The 18158-nt window shown below is 64.0% G+C and carries 13 protein-coding genes; 8 read left to right on the top strand and 5 right to left on the bottom strand.

Features of this window, described 5'->3' with window-relative positions:
- The first annotated feature begins 134 nt into the window (after positions 1-134).
- The 7 genes from ectA (at position 135) to trhP (ending at position 6792) form a co-directional block, all read left to right on the top strand.
- Positions 135-650 (top strand): diaminobutyrate acetyltransferase, encoded by a 516-nt coding sequence (ectA, locus tag AC0ZJQ_RS00970; RefSeq protein WP_273527265.1) that lies wholly within the window; start codon positions 135-137, stop codon positions 648-650.
- On the top strand, positions 647-1924 hold the full coding sequence (gene ectB / locus AC0ZJQ_RS00965) for a diaminobutyrate--2-oxoglutarate transaminase (RefSeq protein WP_476477214.1): 1278 nt from the start codon (positions 647-649) through the stop codon (positions 1922-1924). The genes ectA and ectB overlap by 4 nt, the downstream gene beginning before the upstream one ends.
- A gap of 11 nt (positions 1925-1935) precedes the next feature.
- Complete coding sequence (locus AC0ZJQ_RS00960) at positions 1936-2337, top strand: ectoine synthase (RefSeq protein ID WP_165594123.1); 402 nt, start codon at positions 1936-1938, stop codon at positions 2335-2337.
- Between the two features lie 61 nt (positions 2338-2398).
- On the top strand, positions 2399-3307 hold the full coding sequence (gene thpD, locus AC0ZJQ_RS00955) for an ectoine hydroxylase (RefSeq protein WP_008568605.1): 909 nt from the start codon (positions 2399-2401) through the stop codon (positions 3305-3307).
- A 140-nt stretch (positions 3308-3447) separates the two neighbouring features.
- A complete protein-coding gene (locus AC0ZJQ_RS00950) occupies positions 3448-4878 on the top strand; it encodes an aspartate kinase (RefSeq protein ID WP_314019989.1) in 1431 nt (476 codons plus the stop codon).
- 201 nt (positions 4879-5079) lie between these two features.
- Positions 5080-5298, top strand: a complete 219-nt coding sequence (locus AC0ZJQ_RS00945) for an HP1242/YdcH family protein (protein ID WP_008568607.1) — start codon at positions 5080-5082, stop codon at positions 5296-5298.
- A 123-nt stretch (positions 5299-5421) separates the two neighbouring features.
- Positions 5422-6792, top strand: coding sequence for a prephenate-dependent tRNA uridine(34) hydroxylase TrhP (trhP, locus tag AC0ZJQ_RS00940; RefSeq protein WP_037020100.1), 1371 nt, complete (start codon positions 5422-5424; stop codon positions 6790-6792).
- A gap of 105 nt (positions 6793-6897) precedes the next feature.
- On the opposite strand, the gene AC0ZJQ_RS00935 is transcribed toward trhP, so the two are convergent.
- From AC0ZJQ_RS00935 to AC0ZJQ_RS00915, 5 genes are all read right to left on the bottom strand, one after another.
- Complete coding sequence (locus AC0ZJQ_RS00935; protein WP_476477213.1) at positions 6898-9042, bottom strand: lipase family protein; 2145 nt, start codon at positions 9040-9042, stop codon at positions 6898-6900.
- Positions 9043-9048: 6 nt separating this feature from the next.
- Positions 9049-9792 carry a hypothetical protein gene (locus AC0ZJQ_RS00930; protein WP_476477212.1) on the bottom strand — a complete coding sequence of 248 codons (744 nt, stop codon included), beginning with the start codon at positions 9790-9792 and terminating at the stop codon, positions 9049-9051.
- Entirely contained in the window at positions 9789-10643 is an 855-nt protein-coding gene (locus AC0ZJQ_RS00925; RefSeq protein ID WP_476477211.1) for a DUF4123 domain-containing protein, read from the bottom strand. Before AC0ZJQ_RS00925 ends, AC0ZJQ_RS00930 begins: the two co-directional genes overlap by 4 nt.
- Complete coding sequence (locus AC0ZJQ_RS00920; protein ID WP_476477210.1) at positions 10640-12715, bottom strand: type VI secretion system Vgr family protein; 2076 nt, start codon at positions 12713-12715, stop codon at positions 10640-10642. The genes AC0ZJQ_RS00925 and AC0ZJQ_RS00920 overlap by 4 nt, the downstream gene beginning before the upstream one ends.
- Positions 12716-12852: 137 nt before the next feature.
- On the bottom strand, positions 12853-15714 hold the full coding sequence (locus AC0ZJQ_RS00915) for a putative bifunctional diguanylate cyclase/phosphodiesterase (protein ID WP_008567282.1): 2862 nt from the start codon (positions 15712-15714) through the stop codon (positions 12853-12855).
- Positions 15715-15956: 242 nt separating this feature from the next.
- Between AC0ZJQ_RS00915 and uvrD the strand changes: the two genes are divergently transcribed.
- A complete protein-coding gene (uvrD, locus tag AC0ZJQ_RS00910) occupies positions 15957-18146 on the top strand; it encodes a DNA helicase II (RefSeq protein WP_155551251.1) in 2190 nt (729 codons plus the stop codon).
- The last annotated feature ends 12 nt before the right edge of the window (positions 18147-18158 follow it).

Below are 18158 nucleotides of genomic sequence, written 5' to 3'. Positions count from 1 at the left end.
GATATTCTACGAGTTCATATCCGCCGACTCGCGGCCAATATCGGCGCAGCGGGTTGAGATAATCTTTTCGATGTGTTTACCCTGAAAAAGGACTGAATCAACCGAAAGGAGTTGTTTTGAGTTTTGCCACCGTAATGCTCCGTCGTCCAACCGACAGCGACGGTTACAACCTCCATCAGCTGGTAGCGCGCTGCCAGCCCCTCGACAGGAACTCGGTCTACTGCAACCTGCTGCAGTGCTCCGACTTCGCCGACACCGCCATCGCCGCCGAAACCGCCGACGGCCGCCTGGTCGGCTTCATCTCCGGTTATCGCCCGCCCTCACGGCCGGACACGCTGTTCGTCTGGCAGGTCGCCGTCGACGCCTCGATGCGTGGCCAGGGGCTGGCCCTGCGCATGCTGCTGGCCTTGACCGCCCGCGTCGCTGGCGAACACGGCGTACGTTTCATGGAAACCACCATCTCGCCGGACAACGCGGCGTCGCAGGCGCTGTTCAAGCGCGCCTTCGACCGCCTCGACGCCAATTGCACGACGCGCACGCTGTTCGCCCGCGACACGCATTTCGCCGGACAGCACGAGGACGAGGTGCTCTACCGCGCCGGTCCGTTCACCGTTTCCCACCTAGAAGAAGAGCTCAAGGAGCACGCATGAACACCTTTGAACTGAACGAATCCCAGGTTCGCAGCTACTGCCGTTCCTTCCCCGTGGTTTTCAACCAGGCGCTCGGTGCCGAGCTGATTACTCAGGACGGCACGCACTACATCGATTTCCTCGCCGGCGCCGGCACACTCAACTACGGGCACAACCACCCGGTGCTCAAGCAGGCGCTGCTCGACTACATCGAGCGCGACGGCATCACCCACGGCCTGGACATGTACACCGCGGCCAAGGCGCGCTTTCTCGACACCTTCAACCGGCTGATTCTCGAGCCGCGCGGCATGGGCAGCTACCGCATGCAGTTCACCGGCCCGACCGGCACCAATGCGGTCGAGGCGGCATTGAAGCTGGCGCGCAAGGTCACCGGGCGCAACAACATCATCAGCTTCACCAACGGCTTCCACGGCTGCAGCATCGGCGCGCTGGCCGCGACCGGTAACCAGCACCACCGCGGCGGCGCCGGCACCGGCCTCAGCGATGTCAGTCGCATGCCCTACGCCAACTACTTCGGCGACAAGACCAACACCATCGGCATGATGGACAAGCTGCTGTCCGACCCCTCCAGCGGCATCGACAAGCCGGCCGCGGTGATCGTCGAGACGGTGCAGGGCGAAGGCGGCCTGAACGTCGCCTCGGCCGAGTGGATGCGCAAGCTGGAAAAGCTCTGCCGCAAGCACGAGATGCTGCTGATCGTCGACGACATCCAGGCCGGCTGCGGCCGCACCGGCAGCTTCTTCAGCTTCGAGGAGATGGGCATCCAGCCGGACATCGTCACCCTGTCCAAGTCGCTGTCCGGCTACGGCCTGCCGTTCGCCATGGTGCTGCTGCGCCAGGAGCTGGACCAGTGGCAGCCGGGCGAACACAACGGCACCTTCCGCGGCAACAACCACGCCTTCGTCACCGCCGCCGCGGCGCTGGAGCACTTCTGGCAGAACGACACGTTCGCCAGCAGCGTGAAGGCCAAGGGCAAGCGCATCGCCGACGGCATGCAGCGCATCATCCGCCGCCACGGCCCGGATTCGCTGTTCCTCAAGGGCCGCGGAATGATGCTCGGCATCAGCTGCCCGGATGGCGAGATCGCTGCCGCCGTCTGCCGTCACGCCTTCGATAACGGTCTGGTGATCGAGACCAGCGGCGCCCACAGCGAAGTGGTCAAGTGCCTCTGCCCGCTGGTGATCGGCGACGACCAGATCGACAAGGCGCTCGCCATCCTCGACAAGGCGTTCGCCGCCGTGATGAGCGAACAGACCGCGAACCAGGCTTCCTGAGGTATTTGCAGATGATCGTCAGAACCCTCGCCGAATGCGAAAAGACCGAGCGCAAGGTCCACAGCCAGACCGGCACCTGGGACAGCACCCGCATGCTGCTCAAGGAGGACAACGTCGGTTTCTCCTTCCACATCACCACCATCTACGCCGGCAGCGAGACACACATCCACTACCGGAACCACTTCGAGTCGGTGTACTGCATCAGCGGCAACGGCGAGATCGAAACCCTCGCCGACGGCAAGATCTACAAGATCGAGCCGGGCACGCTGTACGTGCTGGATCAGCATGACGAGCACCTGCTGCGTGGCGGCAGCGAGGACATGAAGCTGGCCTGCGTGTTCAACCCGCCGCTCAACGGCCGCGAAGTGCACGACGCCAGCGGCGTCTATCCGCTGGAGGCCGAAACCGTCTGATTCACCGGGGCGGCGAGCATGCCGCCCCGCCACTACAAGAAAGGAGGCAAGCGTGCAGCCTATGCAAGCCGACCTGTATCCCTCGCGCCACGAGGACCAGCCGCGTTGGCAGGACCGTCTGGACCCGGTCGTCTACCGCAGCGACCTGGAGAACGCGCCGATCGCCGCCGAGCTGATCGAACGCTTCGAGCGCGACGGCTACCTGGTCATCCCCAATCTGTTCAGTGCCGCGGAAGTGGCGCTGTTTCGCGCCGAACTCGAGCGCATGCGCCGGGATCCGGCCGTCGCCGACTCCGGCAAGACCATCCAGGAACCCGACAGCGGCGCGATCCGCTCGGTGTTCGCCATCCACAAGGACAACGCGCTGTTCGCCCGCGTCGCCGCCGATGAGCGCATCGCCGGCATCGCCCGCTTCATCCTCGGCGGCGACGTCTACGTGCATCAGTCGCGGATGAACTTCAAACCCGGCTTCAGCGGCAAGGAGTTCTACTGGCATTCGGATTTCGAGACCTGGCACGTCGAGGACGGCATGCCGCGCATGCGCTGCCTGTCCTGCTCGATCCTGTTGACCGACAACGAGCCGCACAATGGCCCGCTGATGCTGATGCCCGGTTCGCACCGCCACTACGTGCGCTGCGTCGGCGCCACGCCGGAGAATCACTACGAGAAATCCCTGCGCAAGCAGGAGATCGGCGTGCCCGACCAGAACAGCCTGAGCGAGCTGGCCAGCCGTTTCGGCATCGACTGCGCCACCGGCCCGGCCGGCAGCGTGGTGTTCTTCGACTGCAACACCATGCACGGCTCCAACGGCAATATCACGCCCAGTGCGCGGAGCAATCTGTTCTACGTCTACAACCATGTGGATAATGCGCTGCTGGCTCCGTTCTGCGCGCACAAGCCGCGCCCGGCGTTCGTCGCCGAGCGCGAGACATTCAAGCCGCTCGACATTCAGCCGCAACAGTATCCTTGAGGCGTTCGGGTGCGTCTGATGACGACCCGACCCCGGCGGTGCCACACGGCCGGGGGATGAATCCATTTCCAGCTCGTTGACCGCCGGCGCTCCCGCGCGCGGCCTGCCAGCGGCCTGCCAGATGCGGACGTAATAAATAGATGCATACCGTGGAAAAGATCGGCGGCACGTCGATGAGCCGCTTCGACGAACTGCTCGACAACATCTTCATCGGCTCGCGCCAGGGTGACGCGCTGTACCAGCGCGTGTTCGTCGTCTCGGCCTACAGCGGCATGACCAACCTGCTGCTCGAGCACAAGAAGACCGGCGAGCCGGGCGTCTACCAGCGCTTCGCCGAGGCGCACAACGACGAAGCCTGGCGCGAAGCGCTGGAGACCGTGCGCCAGCGCATGCTGGAGAAGAACGCCGAGCTGTTCACCGGCACGCCCGAGCTGCAAGCCGCCGACCGCTTCGTCAACGAGCGCATCAACGACGCCCGCGATTGCATGGACAGCCTGCACAAGCTGTGCAGCTACGGCCATTTCCAGCTCAGCGAGAACCTGATGAAGGTGCGCGAGATGCTTGCCTCGCTCGGCGAGGCGCACAGTGCCTTCAACAGTGTGCTGGCGCTCCGCCAGCGCGACATCAATGCACGGCTGGTCGACCTCAGCGGCTGGCAGATGGACAAGCCACTGCCGTTCGAGACGATGATCGCGCAGAGCTTCGCCGGCCTCGACCTCAGCCGCGAACTGATCATCGCCACCGGCTACGCGCATTGCGCCGAAGGCCTGATGAACACCTTCGACCGCGGCTACAGCGAGATCACCTTCGCCCAGATCGCCGCCGCCACCGGCGCGCGCGAGGCGATCATCCACAAGGAATTCCACCTCAGCAGCGCCGACCCGAACCTGGTCGGCGTCGACAAGGTAGTCACCATCGGCCGCACCAATTACGACGTCGCCGACCAGCTGTCGAACCTCGGCATGGAAGCGATCCACCCGCGCGCCGCGCGCACGCTGCGTCGCGCCGGCATCGAACTGCGCATCAAGAACGCCTTCGAGCCCGAGCACGGCGGCACGCTGATCAGCCAGGGCTACTGCAGCGCGCGGCCCTGCGTGGAGATCATCGCCGGGCGCAAGGATGTCTTCGGCATCGAAGTGTTCGACCAGGAAATGCTCGGCGACCCCGAGCACGACATCGAGATCAGCAAGCTGCTCAAGCAGCTCAAGCTGTACGTGATCAACAAGGGCTGCGATGCCAACAGCATCACCTACTACGTCAGCGGCTCGCGCAAGGCGATCAACCGCGCCGCGCGGCTGATCGAGGAGCGCTTCCCGGCGGCCGAGGTGACCATGCACAACGTCGCCGTGGTGTCGGCGATCGGCTCCAACCTCAAGGTCAAGGGCATCCTCGCGCGTACCGCCACGGCACTGGCCGAGGCCGGTATCAGCATCCAGGCGCTGCACCAGTCGATCCGCCAGGTGGAGATGCAGTGCGTGGTCAATGAGGAAGACTATGCCGCCGCCATCGCCGCGCTGCACCGTGCGCTGATCGAGCCGGAGAACCATGGCGATGTGATCGCCGCCGCCTGAGCCTTCGAGGCACTCGCCAAAACGCCGGGCATTGTCCGGCGTTTTGCTTTGCGGCGGCTTTCACGGCAGCGGCTGACGCCGGTCAATACCCCCCGCGGGCGCCGGGCAGAGCATGGAGTCAGGAAGCCGGTCACGGTTCACGTGTGCACCTTGCGTGGCGTGGCCGACCGCGCGCAGCTCACCCACCACGCAGGAGTTTCCATGTTTCCCGAATACCGCGATCTGATCACCCGCCTGAAGGCTGAGAACCGGGCGTTCGCCCGCCTGTTCGACGAGCACAACGAGCTGGACCAGCGCGTCAAGAACATCGAGGCGCGCATCATCCCCGGCACCGACAGCGAAGTCGAAACCCTGAAGAAGGAAAAACTGCAGCTCAAGGACCGCCTCTACGAGATGCTCAAGGAGGCATCGCCCACCTGAGGCCAGCGGGCGCTCCGCCAGACGGGGCGCCCTGCACGACCGCCGATCCGCCCATTGGCCGCGCACTCCGGGCACGAGCGCAGTAGAATGCCGCGCTTCGATGCCCCTGCGAGTCCCGCCCCCATGAGTACCACCCGCCGTACCGAGCTGCTGTCACCCGCCGGCACGCTGAAATCCATGCGCTACGCCTTCGCCTACGGCGCCGACGCGGTCTACGCGGGGCAGCCACGCTACAGCCTGCGCGTACGCAACAACGAGTTCGACCACGCCAACCTCAAGCTGGGCATCGACGAGGCCCATGCGCTGGGCAAGCAGTTCTACGTGGTGGTCAACATCGCCCCGCACAACGCCAAGCTGAAGACCTTCATCAGGGATCTGGAGCCGGTGGTGGCGATGGGTCCGGATGCGCTGATCATGTCCGACCCCGGCCTGATCATGCTGGTGCGCCAGCACTTCCCGCAGCAGACCATCCACCTCTCGGTGCAGGCGAACGCGGTGAACTGGGCCACGGTGAAGTTCTGGGAAAGCCAGGGCGTCAGCCGGGTGATTCTCTCGCGCGAACTGTCGTTGGAGGAGATCGGCGAGATCCGCGAACAGGCGCCGGACATGGAGCTGGAAGTCTTCGTTCACGGCGCGCTGTGCATGGCCTATTCCGGCCGCTGCCTGCTGTCGGGCTACATCAACAAGCGCGACCCCAACCAAGGCACCTGCACCAACGCCTGCCGCTGGGAATACAAAACCCACGAGGCCAAGGAGGATGAACTGGGCAACTCGGTCCACCTCTACGAGCCCATCGCCGTGCAGCAGGTCGAGGCACAGGACAACCCGACCCTGGGTGTCGGCGCGCCGACGGACAAGGTATTCCTGCTCGAAGACGTCTCGCGCCCCGGCGAATTCATGGAGGCCACCGAGGACGAGCACGGCACCTACATCATGAATTCCAAGGACCTGCGCGCCGTGCAGCACGTCGAGCGGCTGGTGCAGATGGGCGTGCACTCGCTGAAGATCGAGGGTCGCACCAAGAGCCACTACTACGTGGCGCGCACCGCGCAGGTCTACCGCAAGGCCATCGACGACGCCCTGGCCGGCCGGCCGTTCGACAGGTCGTTGATGGACACCCTCGAATCGCTGGCCCACCGCGGCTACACCGAGGGTTTCCTGCGCCGCCACGTGCACGACGAATACCAGAACTACGAGCGCGGCTTCTCGCTCTCCGAACGCCAGCAGTTCGTCGGCGAACTGACCGGCGAGCGCCGCAACGGCCTGGCCGAGGTGAAGGTGAAGAACCGTTTCGCCGTCGGCGACCGACTTGAGCTGATGACCCCACAGGGCAATCTCAACCTGCGCCTGGAAAAACTGGAGAACAGCCGCGGCGAGTCCATCGACGTCGCGCCGGGCGATGGCCACACCGTCTACCTGCCGGTGCCCGAGAATGTCGAGCTGGCCTACGGGCTGCTGATGCGCGAACTGGAGGGCGGCACAACGAGAGGGTAAGTCGGCACGTACTGCCATCGGCAGGCGAACCGATAATTCAGGCCCTGTGTTCGGCGCGCCCGGCTTCAGCGAGCGCGCCGGCAGTCGACCAACCGCGTCGAGCCGCTAGGCGTAGCTGGGTGTCGGTCTGGCAGCGAGTCCCGCCAGCTTCTGCGCCGCCTGGTGCTCTTTCAGGGTCTGCCACTGGGCGAACAGCTCGACCACATCCGCCCGCCCGGCAAATTCACCCAGGACGCTGCGCGGCGTAACCACCCGCGCGGCTTGAGCCAACAGACGCTGCTGCGCCCGCGACAAAGCCTGTTCCTGCTCGTTGCGAAGCTGCTCGCCTTTCTGCAGCGCGTCGGCGTAGATGGCGCGCAGCTCCAGATCGCTCTTGCCATAGAAGCGCATGTCGCCGCTGCGCCGGACCTTCCAGCGGAACTCATTGAAGGAGCGCGGCTGCCAACTCTCGAGAAGCTGTCGGACATTCTTCACCTGGGCGTGGATATCGCGGACTTCACTGTCGGTGAACAATGCGCCCTGGCGTTTTTCGACGCTGTCATGCCAGCGCAGCAGCGTCGTCAACGCTGCGCGGGCGTAGCCGCTATCGCTCGAGTGATGCGCCCCGGACAGCGGCACGCGCTCCGGCATATCCCCGTCGAGGGCAATCTCGCCCATGTAGTGCGCACAGGTCTGCTCGTCGATCAGCGCACAGCCCGGCTGCCAGAGAATGGCTGCCTCGCTTCCGCCGCCCGGCTTGCGCGGCATGAAGTGCCGCTGCTCTCCATGATGCTCGTAGGGATCGCCGTGCAGATTCACCAGTCCTGCGAGCAACAGCACGATGCCCGCCACCGGCGAGCTGAACAGTAGCGCGGTACCGGGCAACGCCAGCCTCCACTCCGCATCCATCCACGGCAGCGGCAAGGCCGGGATGGGATCGTCGTGATTGACGATGCGATGGTGGGTCAACGGCTGGGCGGCCCGGACGAACGCACGGTCGCCGGCGCGAGGTGCGCCGAAGGTATAGAGCTGAACGTCATCGGACCACTTTCGACGAAGCCACTCCGCAAGCAGCAGCGCGATAGCACCACCGAGGCTGTGGCCGCAGACGATGATCGTATGTTCAGCGGTGTAGAACGCTTCCAAGTAACGCTCGACAAAAGACTTTGCCGCCAGAAAGCCGCCATGGAAGCCGCGGTGTGCTTGGCCTACGCCCTCGTAGGGTACTTGGCGCGCATCCAAGTCGCGCCCGGTGTCGGCAAGCATCTCTTGGGTGCCGCGTACCGAAATCAGCACGATCTTGTCGTTGTGGGTGATGAATGCCTGGGTACTGGAGTCCTTGTCGTAGAGAAAGTGCACGTCCTCAGGGTTCTTCCAGCCCTTCTCCGCCTCCTTCGCATAGCGCTCGGGATCGTACGGCATGATTTCCAGGCGTTTGGAATAAGGCACTTCCTCACAGAGCAAATGGTATGGCCCGGCGGCGTTAAATTGTGTCGGCTTGACCAGACGCCCCAGCTGATTCTGCAATACATGACCAATGCTACCGAGCGTTGTGTAGGGTGGCGGCGACGATTCATAACGCTCGAACGATCCCGGCTCCTTGCTGAACGGCGCGTAGACGAACGCACTCATCACCGCCAGGTGATAGGCGTTCAACGCACAGAACTCCTTATCCCTAGAAAACAGTGGGCTATAGGCGCGCAGGGCTTTGACTTCGAGTACGTAATGCGCGCTTTCTGCCATTAACACGATTCCCGGTTGCTCTTCCGGCAAACCAACATTTCGTTTGGGAATGGCTGGAGGGCGCGGCTGCCAAGCCTCGTCTGCCTCGGGTAGATGACCGGTAGCCTCGGTAAAATCACTCACTTCCACTCGAAAAAAACGAGCACTTTCTTGTGATGCGCGTGCTTCCGCTAGATATGTCTGCCCATCGGGGCAGCGAGGTCCGGAAGTCGATTGTTCAGCTGCGATTTGCAAATTCGTTACAGGAATACTGAACTCATCTCTAATCGAGATTTCTTCGTACCACGGATCAGAGTATTTTAGGGGCGACATCGATAAATCGAGAATCAAAGGACCACATAACAAATGTTCGATTCTCGCAAAACCTTCGCCATTCAAAACTCCATCCAAAATCTGGCCTTGGTTACCATGTAGCTTATATAACAATCCAGCATAGGGGCTTCCATTCCCATGCTCATCCACCAAGCGAAAACTGATCCAATTATTCCTTAATGGGCACTCAAGGGTAGCTGCGGCTGTTTTATTCATCCTTGATTATTCCGTGCAATTTGGATACACGCTGCATTCTTGGTCGTTCATTTCAAACGTTTTGAATACAGGCGGATTTTGACACTGCTGCCAACCGTCCTTGGGCAAGCAAGGCTTCCATCCCTTTGAAGTTTTTATCCAAGTATTGTCCCGATACGGCTTCTCTTCGGGATTAGCCTGAAATATTAATCTAACCGTTCTGCTCGGTAACTCTGCGCTGACTAAGTACGCCCCGCCCCCCCGGCAGTTGAGCAATTTACTGATTTGCCCCTGTCGTGATTTAGCCTTACTAAGCTGGAACCGCCAAGAACACACCGCCGTCTTGGCAAGGACCCCATCACCTCCAAACGCCGGAGCACCCTCTGGAAGTTTATCGACTATGACCAATCCCCCGTTGTCATAGGTTTGCTGCCAGTCTTTTTCGCCATAACGTCCGTTTATAGACAGTTTCACCTTTGCCAATTGCATTTCGCATAATCCGGAGCGGTAGTTGACCGGTATTTTGAAACGGTATTGTTGTGGAGTACCTTCGAAATTCGTTTGGAACGTCTTGATCTGCCAACTGCCGTTACATTCGTTGGCAACGTCATATTCCGCTTGCGCCTTGAGCGAGAAATCGGCCGGTAACTCGCCTTCAAAGATAAAGGTTTCACCGCCGAACGATCCCAATGCGCTGCAGGAACTCAGGGACAGACCCAGCAGCAACGGTGAAAGCACATGAATGCGGGATGCTTTGAGGTAATGATTCATAACTGTTGATCCCGAGCAGTAGAAGCGGCGTGCAGCACTTGGTTGAGCCGAGCGAAATGCGCCTCAGGAGATTCCCGCTCTTCGGGAATCCAGGCGGGATGGTCCGCGAGTTCCGGGTCGAGCTGATAACGCAGCAGGAACTGCAGGTGTTCCAGCGACCGCCATCCCCAGACGCCGGCCTTATCCAGTTGCTCACTCAGCCAATCGCTGAGCACGCGGGTTTCGGCGAGGCGCGCGGTGGCCGCCGCATGGTTCTGCCACAGCCAAAGCGTCAGGTTATGGCGGTGGACTTCCCGCACGACGCTGTCAGGTTCGGGCTGGGCCAACCAAGCGGCTTCGAACGGTGCCGCGTACTGTCCTGGCCGTGGGTTATCGAAACACCGCCAGCGCTCACCATCCCAGCACAGGGCGCTCGCCAGAGGCCCCAGCAACAACGGTTGCTGGTGCGCTGCAAGCTCGGCAAGGTGACGGGCGATGACCCGGTTGTCCTGGAATCGGTACAGCGAGCGCTGTCCCTGTTCATCTACCTGCATGCGTTCGCGCCAATGCTGCGCGAGGACAGGCAGCTCGACGCGGTCGGCGCTGGCCAACCAGCCCCAGTTGCGTTCGGGCGCATCGAGCAACGGCTGGATCTGCCCGATATCGAACTCGCTCAAGGCGACCAGCCACGGACCGATATCCGCCAGGTCGGCAAACTCGGTTGCATGGTAGAGATTGACGTAATCGTGCATCAGGTCGCGGGCAAACAGCTCCTGAACGGGATTGGGTTCGGCCAGGGCGTCGATGACGAGTAGCAGCTGTCGCTGTTGCGCCCGCTGATCATCGAGCCACTGGTACAGGGGATCGCTCATGCGCTCGGCCCCGTGTCGCAGATGCCGTCCCTGCAGGCCTCGCAGATCGGGCAGCGGCTGGCGCCGATCTGCTGCGCCTTGCGTGCCATCATCAGCTGGGTGTTGGCCAGCGCCAGCTTCGGCTTGGCGCCGGCGCGGGCCTTGTCCGCCGCATTGGGCAGGGCGGACGCAAGCACCTTCAGCCCCGAGCCGCTACCGGGTGCGCCACCGGAATTCATTTTGATCGTCGCGCCGCTCACCGTAACGCCACTGGGGTCGAGCTTGAGGAAGCTGCCGCCACCGCTGGCGGTAAGTTCCATGCCGGCGTCGATGACGACCTTGCTGCCGGCGTAGTAGTGGATCTCATCGCCGGCTTCGATGAATTGCCCGCTGCCGATCCGGACGTGCTGGGTGTCGCCGACGATGAGGTGATCGCTGGTTCTGATTTCGGTCTTGCGGTCGCCGTGAGTCGTGCGGTGTTCCTCGGCCCTGAACTCGCTGTAGCTGTTGGCTTCCACCGTGTCGTGGCGCTCGTGGCCGACGCGGATCTTCTGGTCGTGCTCGATGTTCTCGTCCCAGTCGCGCTGGGCGTGGAGGTAGATCTGCTCGGCGCCCTTGCGGTCTTCGATGCGCAGTTCGTTGTAGCCGCCACCGCCGGGCGAGCTGAGCGTCTTGAACACCGTGCGGGTCTTGTTCGCCGGCAGGTCGTAGGGGACTTGGTGTTCCTTGTGGTACAGACAGCCGGTGACCAGCGGTTGGTCGGGGTCGCCTTCGAGGAAGGTCACCAGCACTTCCATGCCGACCCGCGGGATGGCGATGCCGCCGTAGCAGTCGCCGGCCCAGCTGGAGCTGACGCGCAGCCAGCAGCTGGTCTTGTCGTCGGCTTGGCCCTGACGATCCCAGTGGAACTGGACCTTCACGCGGCCGTACTCGTCGCAGTGGATTTCTTCTCCAGCGGGCCCAGTGACCACGGCGGTCTGACTGCCGAGAACCTTGGGTTTGGGATGTTCGCGCGGCGGGCGGTAGAAGACATCCCACGGCGTGGCGGCAAAGTGGTTGCGATAGCCCTGATGGAAGCCGGCGTCGCCACCTTCCGCTGTGGCGGTGCTGATCGACTCTTCCAGCACCTGTGGCTGTCGGCCCTGATGGTGCACTTCGGTGAGCAGCCAGAGATCGTTCCACGACGGACGCGGATGGTCGGTGAGGGCGAGGAAGTGACCGCTCGCCAGATAGGCGTCGCTGGCGCCCTCGGCCAGCTCGTAGTCCGCGCGCAGGCGCTGCAAATTGCGTTTGGCCAGGTGCTTGCCGCGCTCGCGGGTGGTGAAGCGGCCGGGATAGTCATAGGCCTCCAGTATCGGCGCGAACTCGCTGCCATGGCCGGCCTCCAGCCGCAGTCTGGGCTGTTCGAAGTCGTAGTCGCGCAGGCTGGCGTGGCTGCTGCGGGTTCCCAGGCGTACGCCGAAGCGCTTGACGACCGCGCGGTCGGCGACCAGCCCGGAATCCTGCTGGTAGGCCAGCGGCGCCAGCTTCGCGAACACCGTCTGATCGTCGCCGAACACCAGCACATGGCCGGCCTCGCTGTGCTGGAAGTGGAAGCTGATGCCCTCCTCCTCGCACAGTCGCTGGATGAAGTGCAGGTCGCTCTCGTCGTACTGCACGCAATAGTCGCGCTGGGGATACGCGTGATCGAGCTGGAAGCGATAGGCATCGGCCTGGATGCCATGAGCCTCCAGCACCTGCGCGATGACTTGCGGCACGCCGAGGTGCTGGAAGATGCGCTGGTCGTAGCTGTGCGCCAGGTAGGCCAGCTGCGGGCGCAGGCTGAGGCTATAGCGCGTCAGCCGCTTGCCCGATTCTCCATGGCGGACGCGCTGCAGCACCCCGTGCACGCCCTTGCCGGCCGGGCCGAAGGCGAGGTACGCCGGGCGATGTAGCAGGGTTTCGAGATCGAGATCGGGGCGCTCGCTGACCACCTCGATGTCGAAGCGGTAGGGCTGGTTGAGTTTTTCGTGGCCGTCGAAACTGAGCACTTGCAGGTCGGTTTCAACGCCGGCAACGGCGAGGGTGATATGCGCTTGATTGGCATCCAGCATGCCTTGGCCTCCATCCTTGAGTCAGGCGAAGGCCGAAGGTTGAACGACCTCGATGCCCGATTCAATGATGGCGGGACGACCGCATGACCGGAATCACGCTTCTTGCCGCGCAAAACCTAGGCGATTTTCGCCGTCGGCTAACCCAGCAGTTCGGCAAGCTGGGCGGCGGGCACCGGGCGACTGACGAGGTAGCCCTGGATTTCATCGCAGCGCTGGTCCTTGAGAAAATCCATCTGCGCCTGGGTTTCCACGCCCTCGGCCACCACCTGCAGTTCCAGGTTGTGCGCCATCGCGATGATTGCGCGCACGATCGCGGCGTCCTCGGCCGAATGCTCCAGCTCACAAATGAAAGTGCGATCGATCTTCACGTAATCCACCGGGAAGCGCTTGAGGTAGCTGAGTGAGGAATAGCCTGTGCCGAAATCGTCGATCGCCAACTTGATGCCCAGCGCACGCAGCTGCCGGCTGATGTTGATGGCATTGTCGATATCGTCGAGCAGCTGGCTCTCGGTCAGCTCCAGCTCGAGCATCGACGCCGGCAGCCCGGTTTCTTCCAGCACCTGGCGCACCAGACTGACGAAGTTGCCCTGGCGCAGCTGCTTGACGGAGAGGTTGACCGAGATGCGAATGTCCGCCAGGCCGGAGCGCTGCCATTCGCGCGCCTGCCGGCAGGCCTCACGCAGCACGAACTCGCCGAGCGGGATGATCAGCCCGGTTTCCTCCGCCAGCGGGATGAACTGCGCCGGCGCCACCAGCCCCTGCTGGGGATGGCGCCAGCGCACCAGCGCCTCGGCGGCTTCCAGACGATCGTCGAGCAGGGTCAGTCGCGGCTGATAGAACACCTCCAGCTGACCCTCGACGAGCGCCTTGCGCAGTTGATTCTCCATTTGCAGGTAATCGATGGTCGCTCGCTGTGCACGCTCGGTGAAGAACTGCAGCGTGTTGCCGCCCAGATGCTTGGCCTGCTGCATCGCACGGCTGGCCTGGCGCAGCAGGGTCACAGCATCGCGGCTGTTGTCCGGCATCAGGCTGACGCCGATGGAGGCGCTGATCACCAGCTCCTCCCCCGCGACCGTCACCGGTTTGCGCACGCGTGTCAGCAGGCGGCTGCCCAGATGGGCGAGGCTCGACAGGCTGCCGTAGCCCTCCAGCAGCACGACGAATTCGTCACCGGAGAGCCGCGCAATGGTATCGGCCTCGGCCAGGGTCTGACTGATGCGCCGCGACATCTCGCCGAGCAGGCGATCCGCCGCCTCGTGGCCGAGGCTTTCGTTGAGGTTCTTGAAGCGATCCAGATCGATGTACAGCACCGCCAGCGTGCGACCGCTCTGCTGCGCGCGCAGACAGGCGGCGCGCAGGCGCTCCTTGAGCAGGCTGCGGTTGGCCAGCCCGGTCAGGTTGTCGTAATGCATCAGGTAGCGCAGGCGCTCTTCGGCCTGGCGGCGCACGGTCAGGTCGGAAAGGAAACCGACCACATGAGAGGTACCGCCCAGCGCATCGCGCACCTCGCGCAGCTGGAGCCACTGCGGGTAGACCTCGCCGTTCTTGCGCACCTCCAGCAGCTCGCCCTGCCAGCTGCCGTCGCGCTGCAGGGCCTCGCGCATCGCCGCGTAGCGCCGTTGCGATTCCGCCGAACCGGCCAGCCGTGCGGCACTGCGTCCGAGCAGCTCCTCGCGGCTGAAGCCGGACAGCGCGCAGCAGGCATCGTTGATCGCCAGGATGCGGAAGCGCGAATCCATGATCACCATGCCCTCGCCTGCCGCCTCGAATACCGTGGCCGCCAGTCGCTGCTGTTCGGCCTGGCGACGCAGATCGCTGACATCGCGTCGCGTGCCGAGCATGCGCAGCGCGCGTCCGTCGGCGTCGCGACTGATTACCCTCCCGCGATCCTCGACCCACAGGTGGCTGCCATCGGCGCGCAGCGCGCGGTATTCGACGGCGTACAGCTCGGTCTCGCCCTTGAGGTGCGCGATCAGCTTGGCGCGCACGCCGGGCAGATCGTCCGGATGCAGATCGGGCAGCGGTCGCCCCTCGGCGTCCGGCCGCTGGCGGGCGTCCAGCTCGAAGGACACCTCAAGGCGCGAGTAATGCACCTTGCCCTGCGTCAGGTCCCAGTCCCACAGGCCCAGCTCGCTGGCTTCCAGCGCCAGGCTCAGGCGCGCTTCGCTCTGCCGCAGTTCGTCAGCCACCCGGGCGAGTTCGGCGGTGCGCTCGGCGACCCGTTGCTCCAGGCCGTCGTAGGCACGCCGTAGCTGCCGCTCGGCGGCGCGGCGCTGTTCCACTTCGCGCGCCAGCTCGGCGTTCAGCTGCTCGGCACGGCGTGCCGCGCTGCCCAGTCGCTCGATCAGCACCAGTTTGTGCAGACGTTGCGCCAGACCGTCGCCGACAATCCGGCTGATCTGCCAGGCGATCAGGCTGAGGGTCGCCAGCACGATCAGCGCCAGCAGACCCCAACCCTGTTGCTGCGGATCCGCGGTGGTGAGCATGTACAGCCCGGAGGGCAGCAGGCAGGGCACGGCGAAACTGAGAAAGGCCGGCAGGCTGACGCCGTAGGCGACGCTGGCGACCACCACCACCGAACCGATCAGACCGTAGAGCAGCGCCTGCTGGAGAAAGTCGGCCGGAGGCACCAGCGCGACCATCGCATAACCCAGGCTGAGCGCCGAAGCCGCGCTGCCGAGCAGGAAGCAGCGATACCACGACGGCGCCGCCTGCTCGCTGCCGGTGGCCTGGCTGAAGGCGTTGACGTGCCGCAGCCACAGCAACCCGAGCACGACCATCCAGATGAACCAGGCGCCCAGCTCGATACCGCCACGTTCGGGCCACAGCAGCAGCACGCACGCCACGCTCGCGACCAGCGAGAGCAGCGCGGGAATGCGCGAGCCGCGATACAGCAAGCGAGTGCGTTCGACGCCCTCGTGGCGAACGGGCAGTCTGAGGTCAGCGCTGGTGACATCGCTGGCAGAGAAGGCGTCAAGGGCGCGAACGGAATCGGTCATGGCTGTTGTTCTTGTAATGATCCCCGAAGTGGTCGACGGCGGTTGGAAGCGACCGATAATGGCACGTTGCTATCGCGAAGACCTATCCGAATTGGCAAATTTATGACGATCGGAACGCTGGCTGACCGACGGTAAGGCTGTCAATCAGCCATTAGCGCGAAGCGGGGCCTCCGCTCGATGCCCGACTGCCGGCCAGGACCGCCGGGCGAGCGCAGCGCGGGCATTTCCCATAGAATGCCGCGATGCATGACGATCTCTCTCTCCTCCTGAATTCCCTCAACGATGCCCAGCGCCAGGCCGTGGCCGCGCCGCTGGGGCGTCAACTGGTACTGGCCGGCGCCGGCTCGGGCAAGACCCGCGTCCTGGTGCACCGTATCGCCTGGCTGCACCAGGTCGAACACGCCTCGCTGCACTCGATCCTCTCGGTGACCTTCACCAACAAGGCCGCCGCGGAGATGCGCCAGCGCATCGAGCAGCTGCTGCACGTCAACCCGCAGGGCCTGTGGGTCGGCACCTTCCACGGCCTGGCGCACCGCCTGCTGCGCGCCCACTGGCAGGAAGCGAACCTGCAGCAGAATTTCCAGATTCTCGACTCCGACGATCAGCAACGGCTGGTCAAGCGGGTGATCCGCGAGCTGGGCCTGGACGAACAGCGCTGGCCGGCGCGCCAGGCGCAGTGGTGGATCAACGCGCAGAAGGACGAAGGCCTGCGCCCGCAGAACATCCAGGCCGGCGGCGACCTGTTCCTCGCCACCCAGCTGAAGATCTACGAAGCCTACGAGCAGGCCTGCGCCCGCGCCGGGGTGATCGACTTCTCCGAGCTGCTGCTGCGTGCCCTCGACCTCTGGCGCAATCATCCGGGCCTGCTGGAGCACTACCAGCGGCGCTTCCGTCACGTGCTGGTGGACGAGTTCCAGGACACCAACGCCGTGCAGTACGCCTGGTTGCGCCTCCTGGCCCGCGGCGGCGAGAGCCTGATGGTGGTCGGCGACGACGACCAGTCGATCTACGGCTGGCGCGGCGCGCGGATCGAGAACCTGCAGCAGTTCAGCCAGGATTTCCCCGACGCCGAGACCATCCGCCTGGAGCAGAACTACCGCTCTACAGCCTGCATTCTCAAGGCCGCCAACGCACTCATCGCCAACAACCAGGGCCGTCTGGGCAAGGAGCTGTGGACCGAGGGTTGCGAAGGCGAGCCGATCAGCCTGTACGCCGCCTTCAACGAGCACGACGAAGCGCGCTACGTGGTCGAGAGCATCGAAAAGGCCATCCGCGACGGCCTGAGCCGCAGCGAGATCGCCATCCTCTACCGCTCCAACGCCCAGTCGCGCGTGCTGGAAGAGGCGTTGCTGCGCGAGAAGATTCCCTACCGCATCTACGGCGGTCAGCGCTTCTTCGAGCGCGCCGAGATCAAGAACGCGATGGCTTACCTGCGCCTGATCCAGACACGCCACAACGACGCGGCACTGGAGCGGGTGATCAACCTGCCGGCGCGCGGCATCGGCGAGAAGACCGTCGAGGCGCTGCGTCAGCTGGCGCGCGAGCAGGAACTGTCGCTGTGGGCCGCGCTGCATCAGGCGGTCGGTACCAAGCTCGTCTCGGGCCGCGCCGCCAGTGCGCTGAACGGCTTCGTCGAGCTGATCGACACCCTGGCGCTGAAGGTCGAGGGCATGCAGCTGCACAGCATGGCGCAGCTGGTCATCGAACAGTCCGGGTTGCTCGCCTATCACCGTGACGAAAAGGGCGAGAAGGCCCAGGCGCGGGTGGAAAACCTCGAGGAACTGGTCTCCGCCGCGCGCGCTTTCGACAACTACAGCGAAGAAGAGGACGACGTCCAGTCACCGCTGGCCGCCTTCCTCGACCACGCCTCGCTGGAAGCCGGCGAACAGCAGGCCGGCGAGCATGAGGACAGTGTGCAGCTGATGACGCTGCACAGCGCCAAGGGCCTGGAGTTCCCGCTGGTGTTCCTGGTCGGCATGGAGGAAGGGCTGTTCCCGCACAAGATGAGCCTGGAAGAAGCTGGCCGTCTGGAAGAGGAACGCCGCCTGGCCTATGTCGGCATCACCCGCGCCATGCAGCAGCTGGTCATCACCTACGCCGAGACCCGTCGGCTGTACGGCAGCGAGACCTACAACAAGATCTCGCGCTTCGTCCGCGAGATTCCACCGGCGCTGATTCAGGAAGTGCGCCTGAGCAACACCGTGACGCGCTCGTTCAGCGGCAAGAGCATGGGCGGCGGCTCGCTGTTCGACGGTGCCGGTGTACCGGACACTCCGTTCAACCTCGGTCAGCGCGTGCGCCATGCACTGTTCGGCGAGGGCACCATCCTCAACTTCGAGGGCTCCGGCGCCCAGGCGCGGGTGCAGGTGAATTTCGAGGATGAAGGCAGCAAGTGGCTGATGCTCAGCTACGCCAAGCTCGAAGCGCTCTGAGCCAGATTTCCA

This window comes from Stutzerimonas sp. 21-1 (assembly GCF_056336065.1).
The sequence above is the reverse complement of the archived record's forward strand: the minus strand, read 5'-3'. Positions and strand labels throughout refer to the sequence as shown.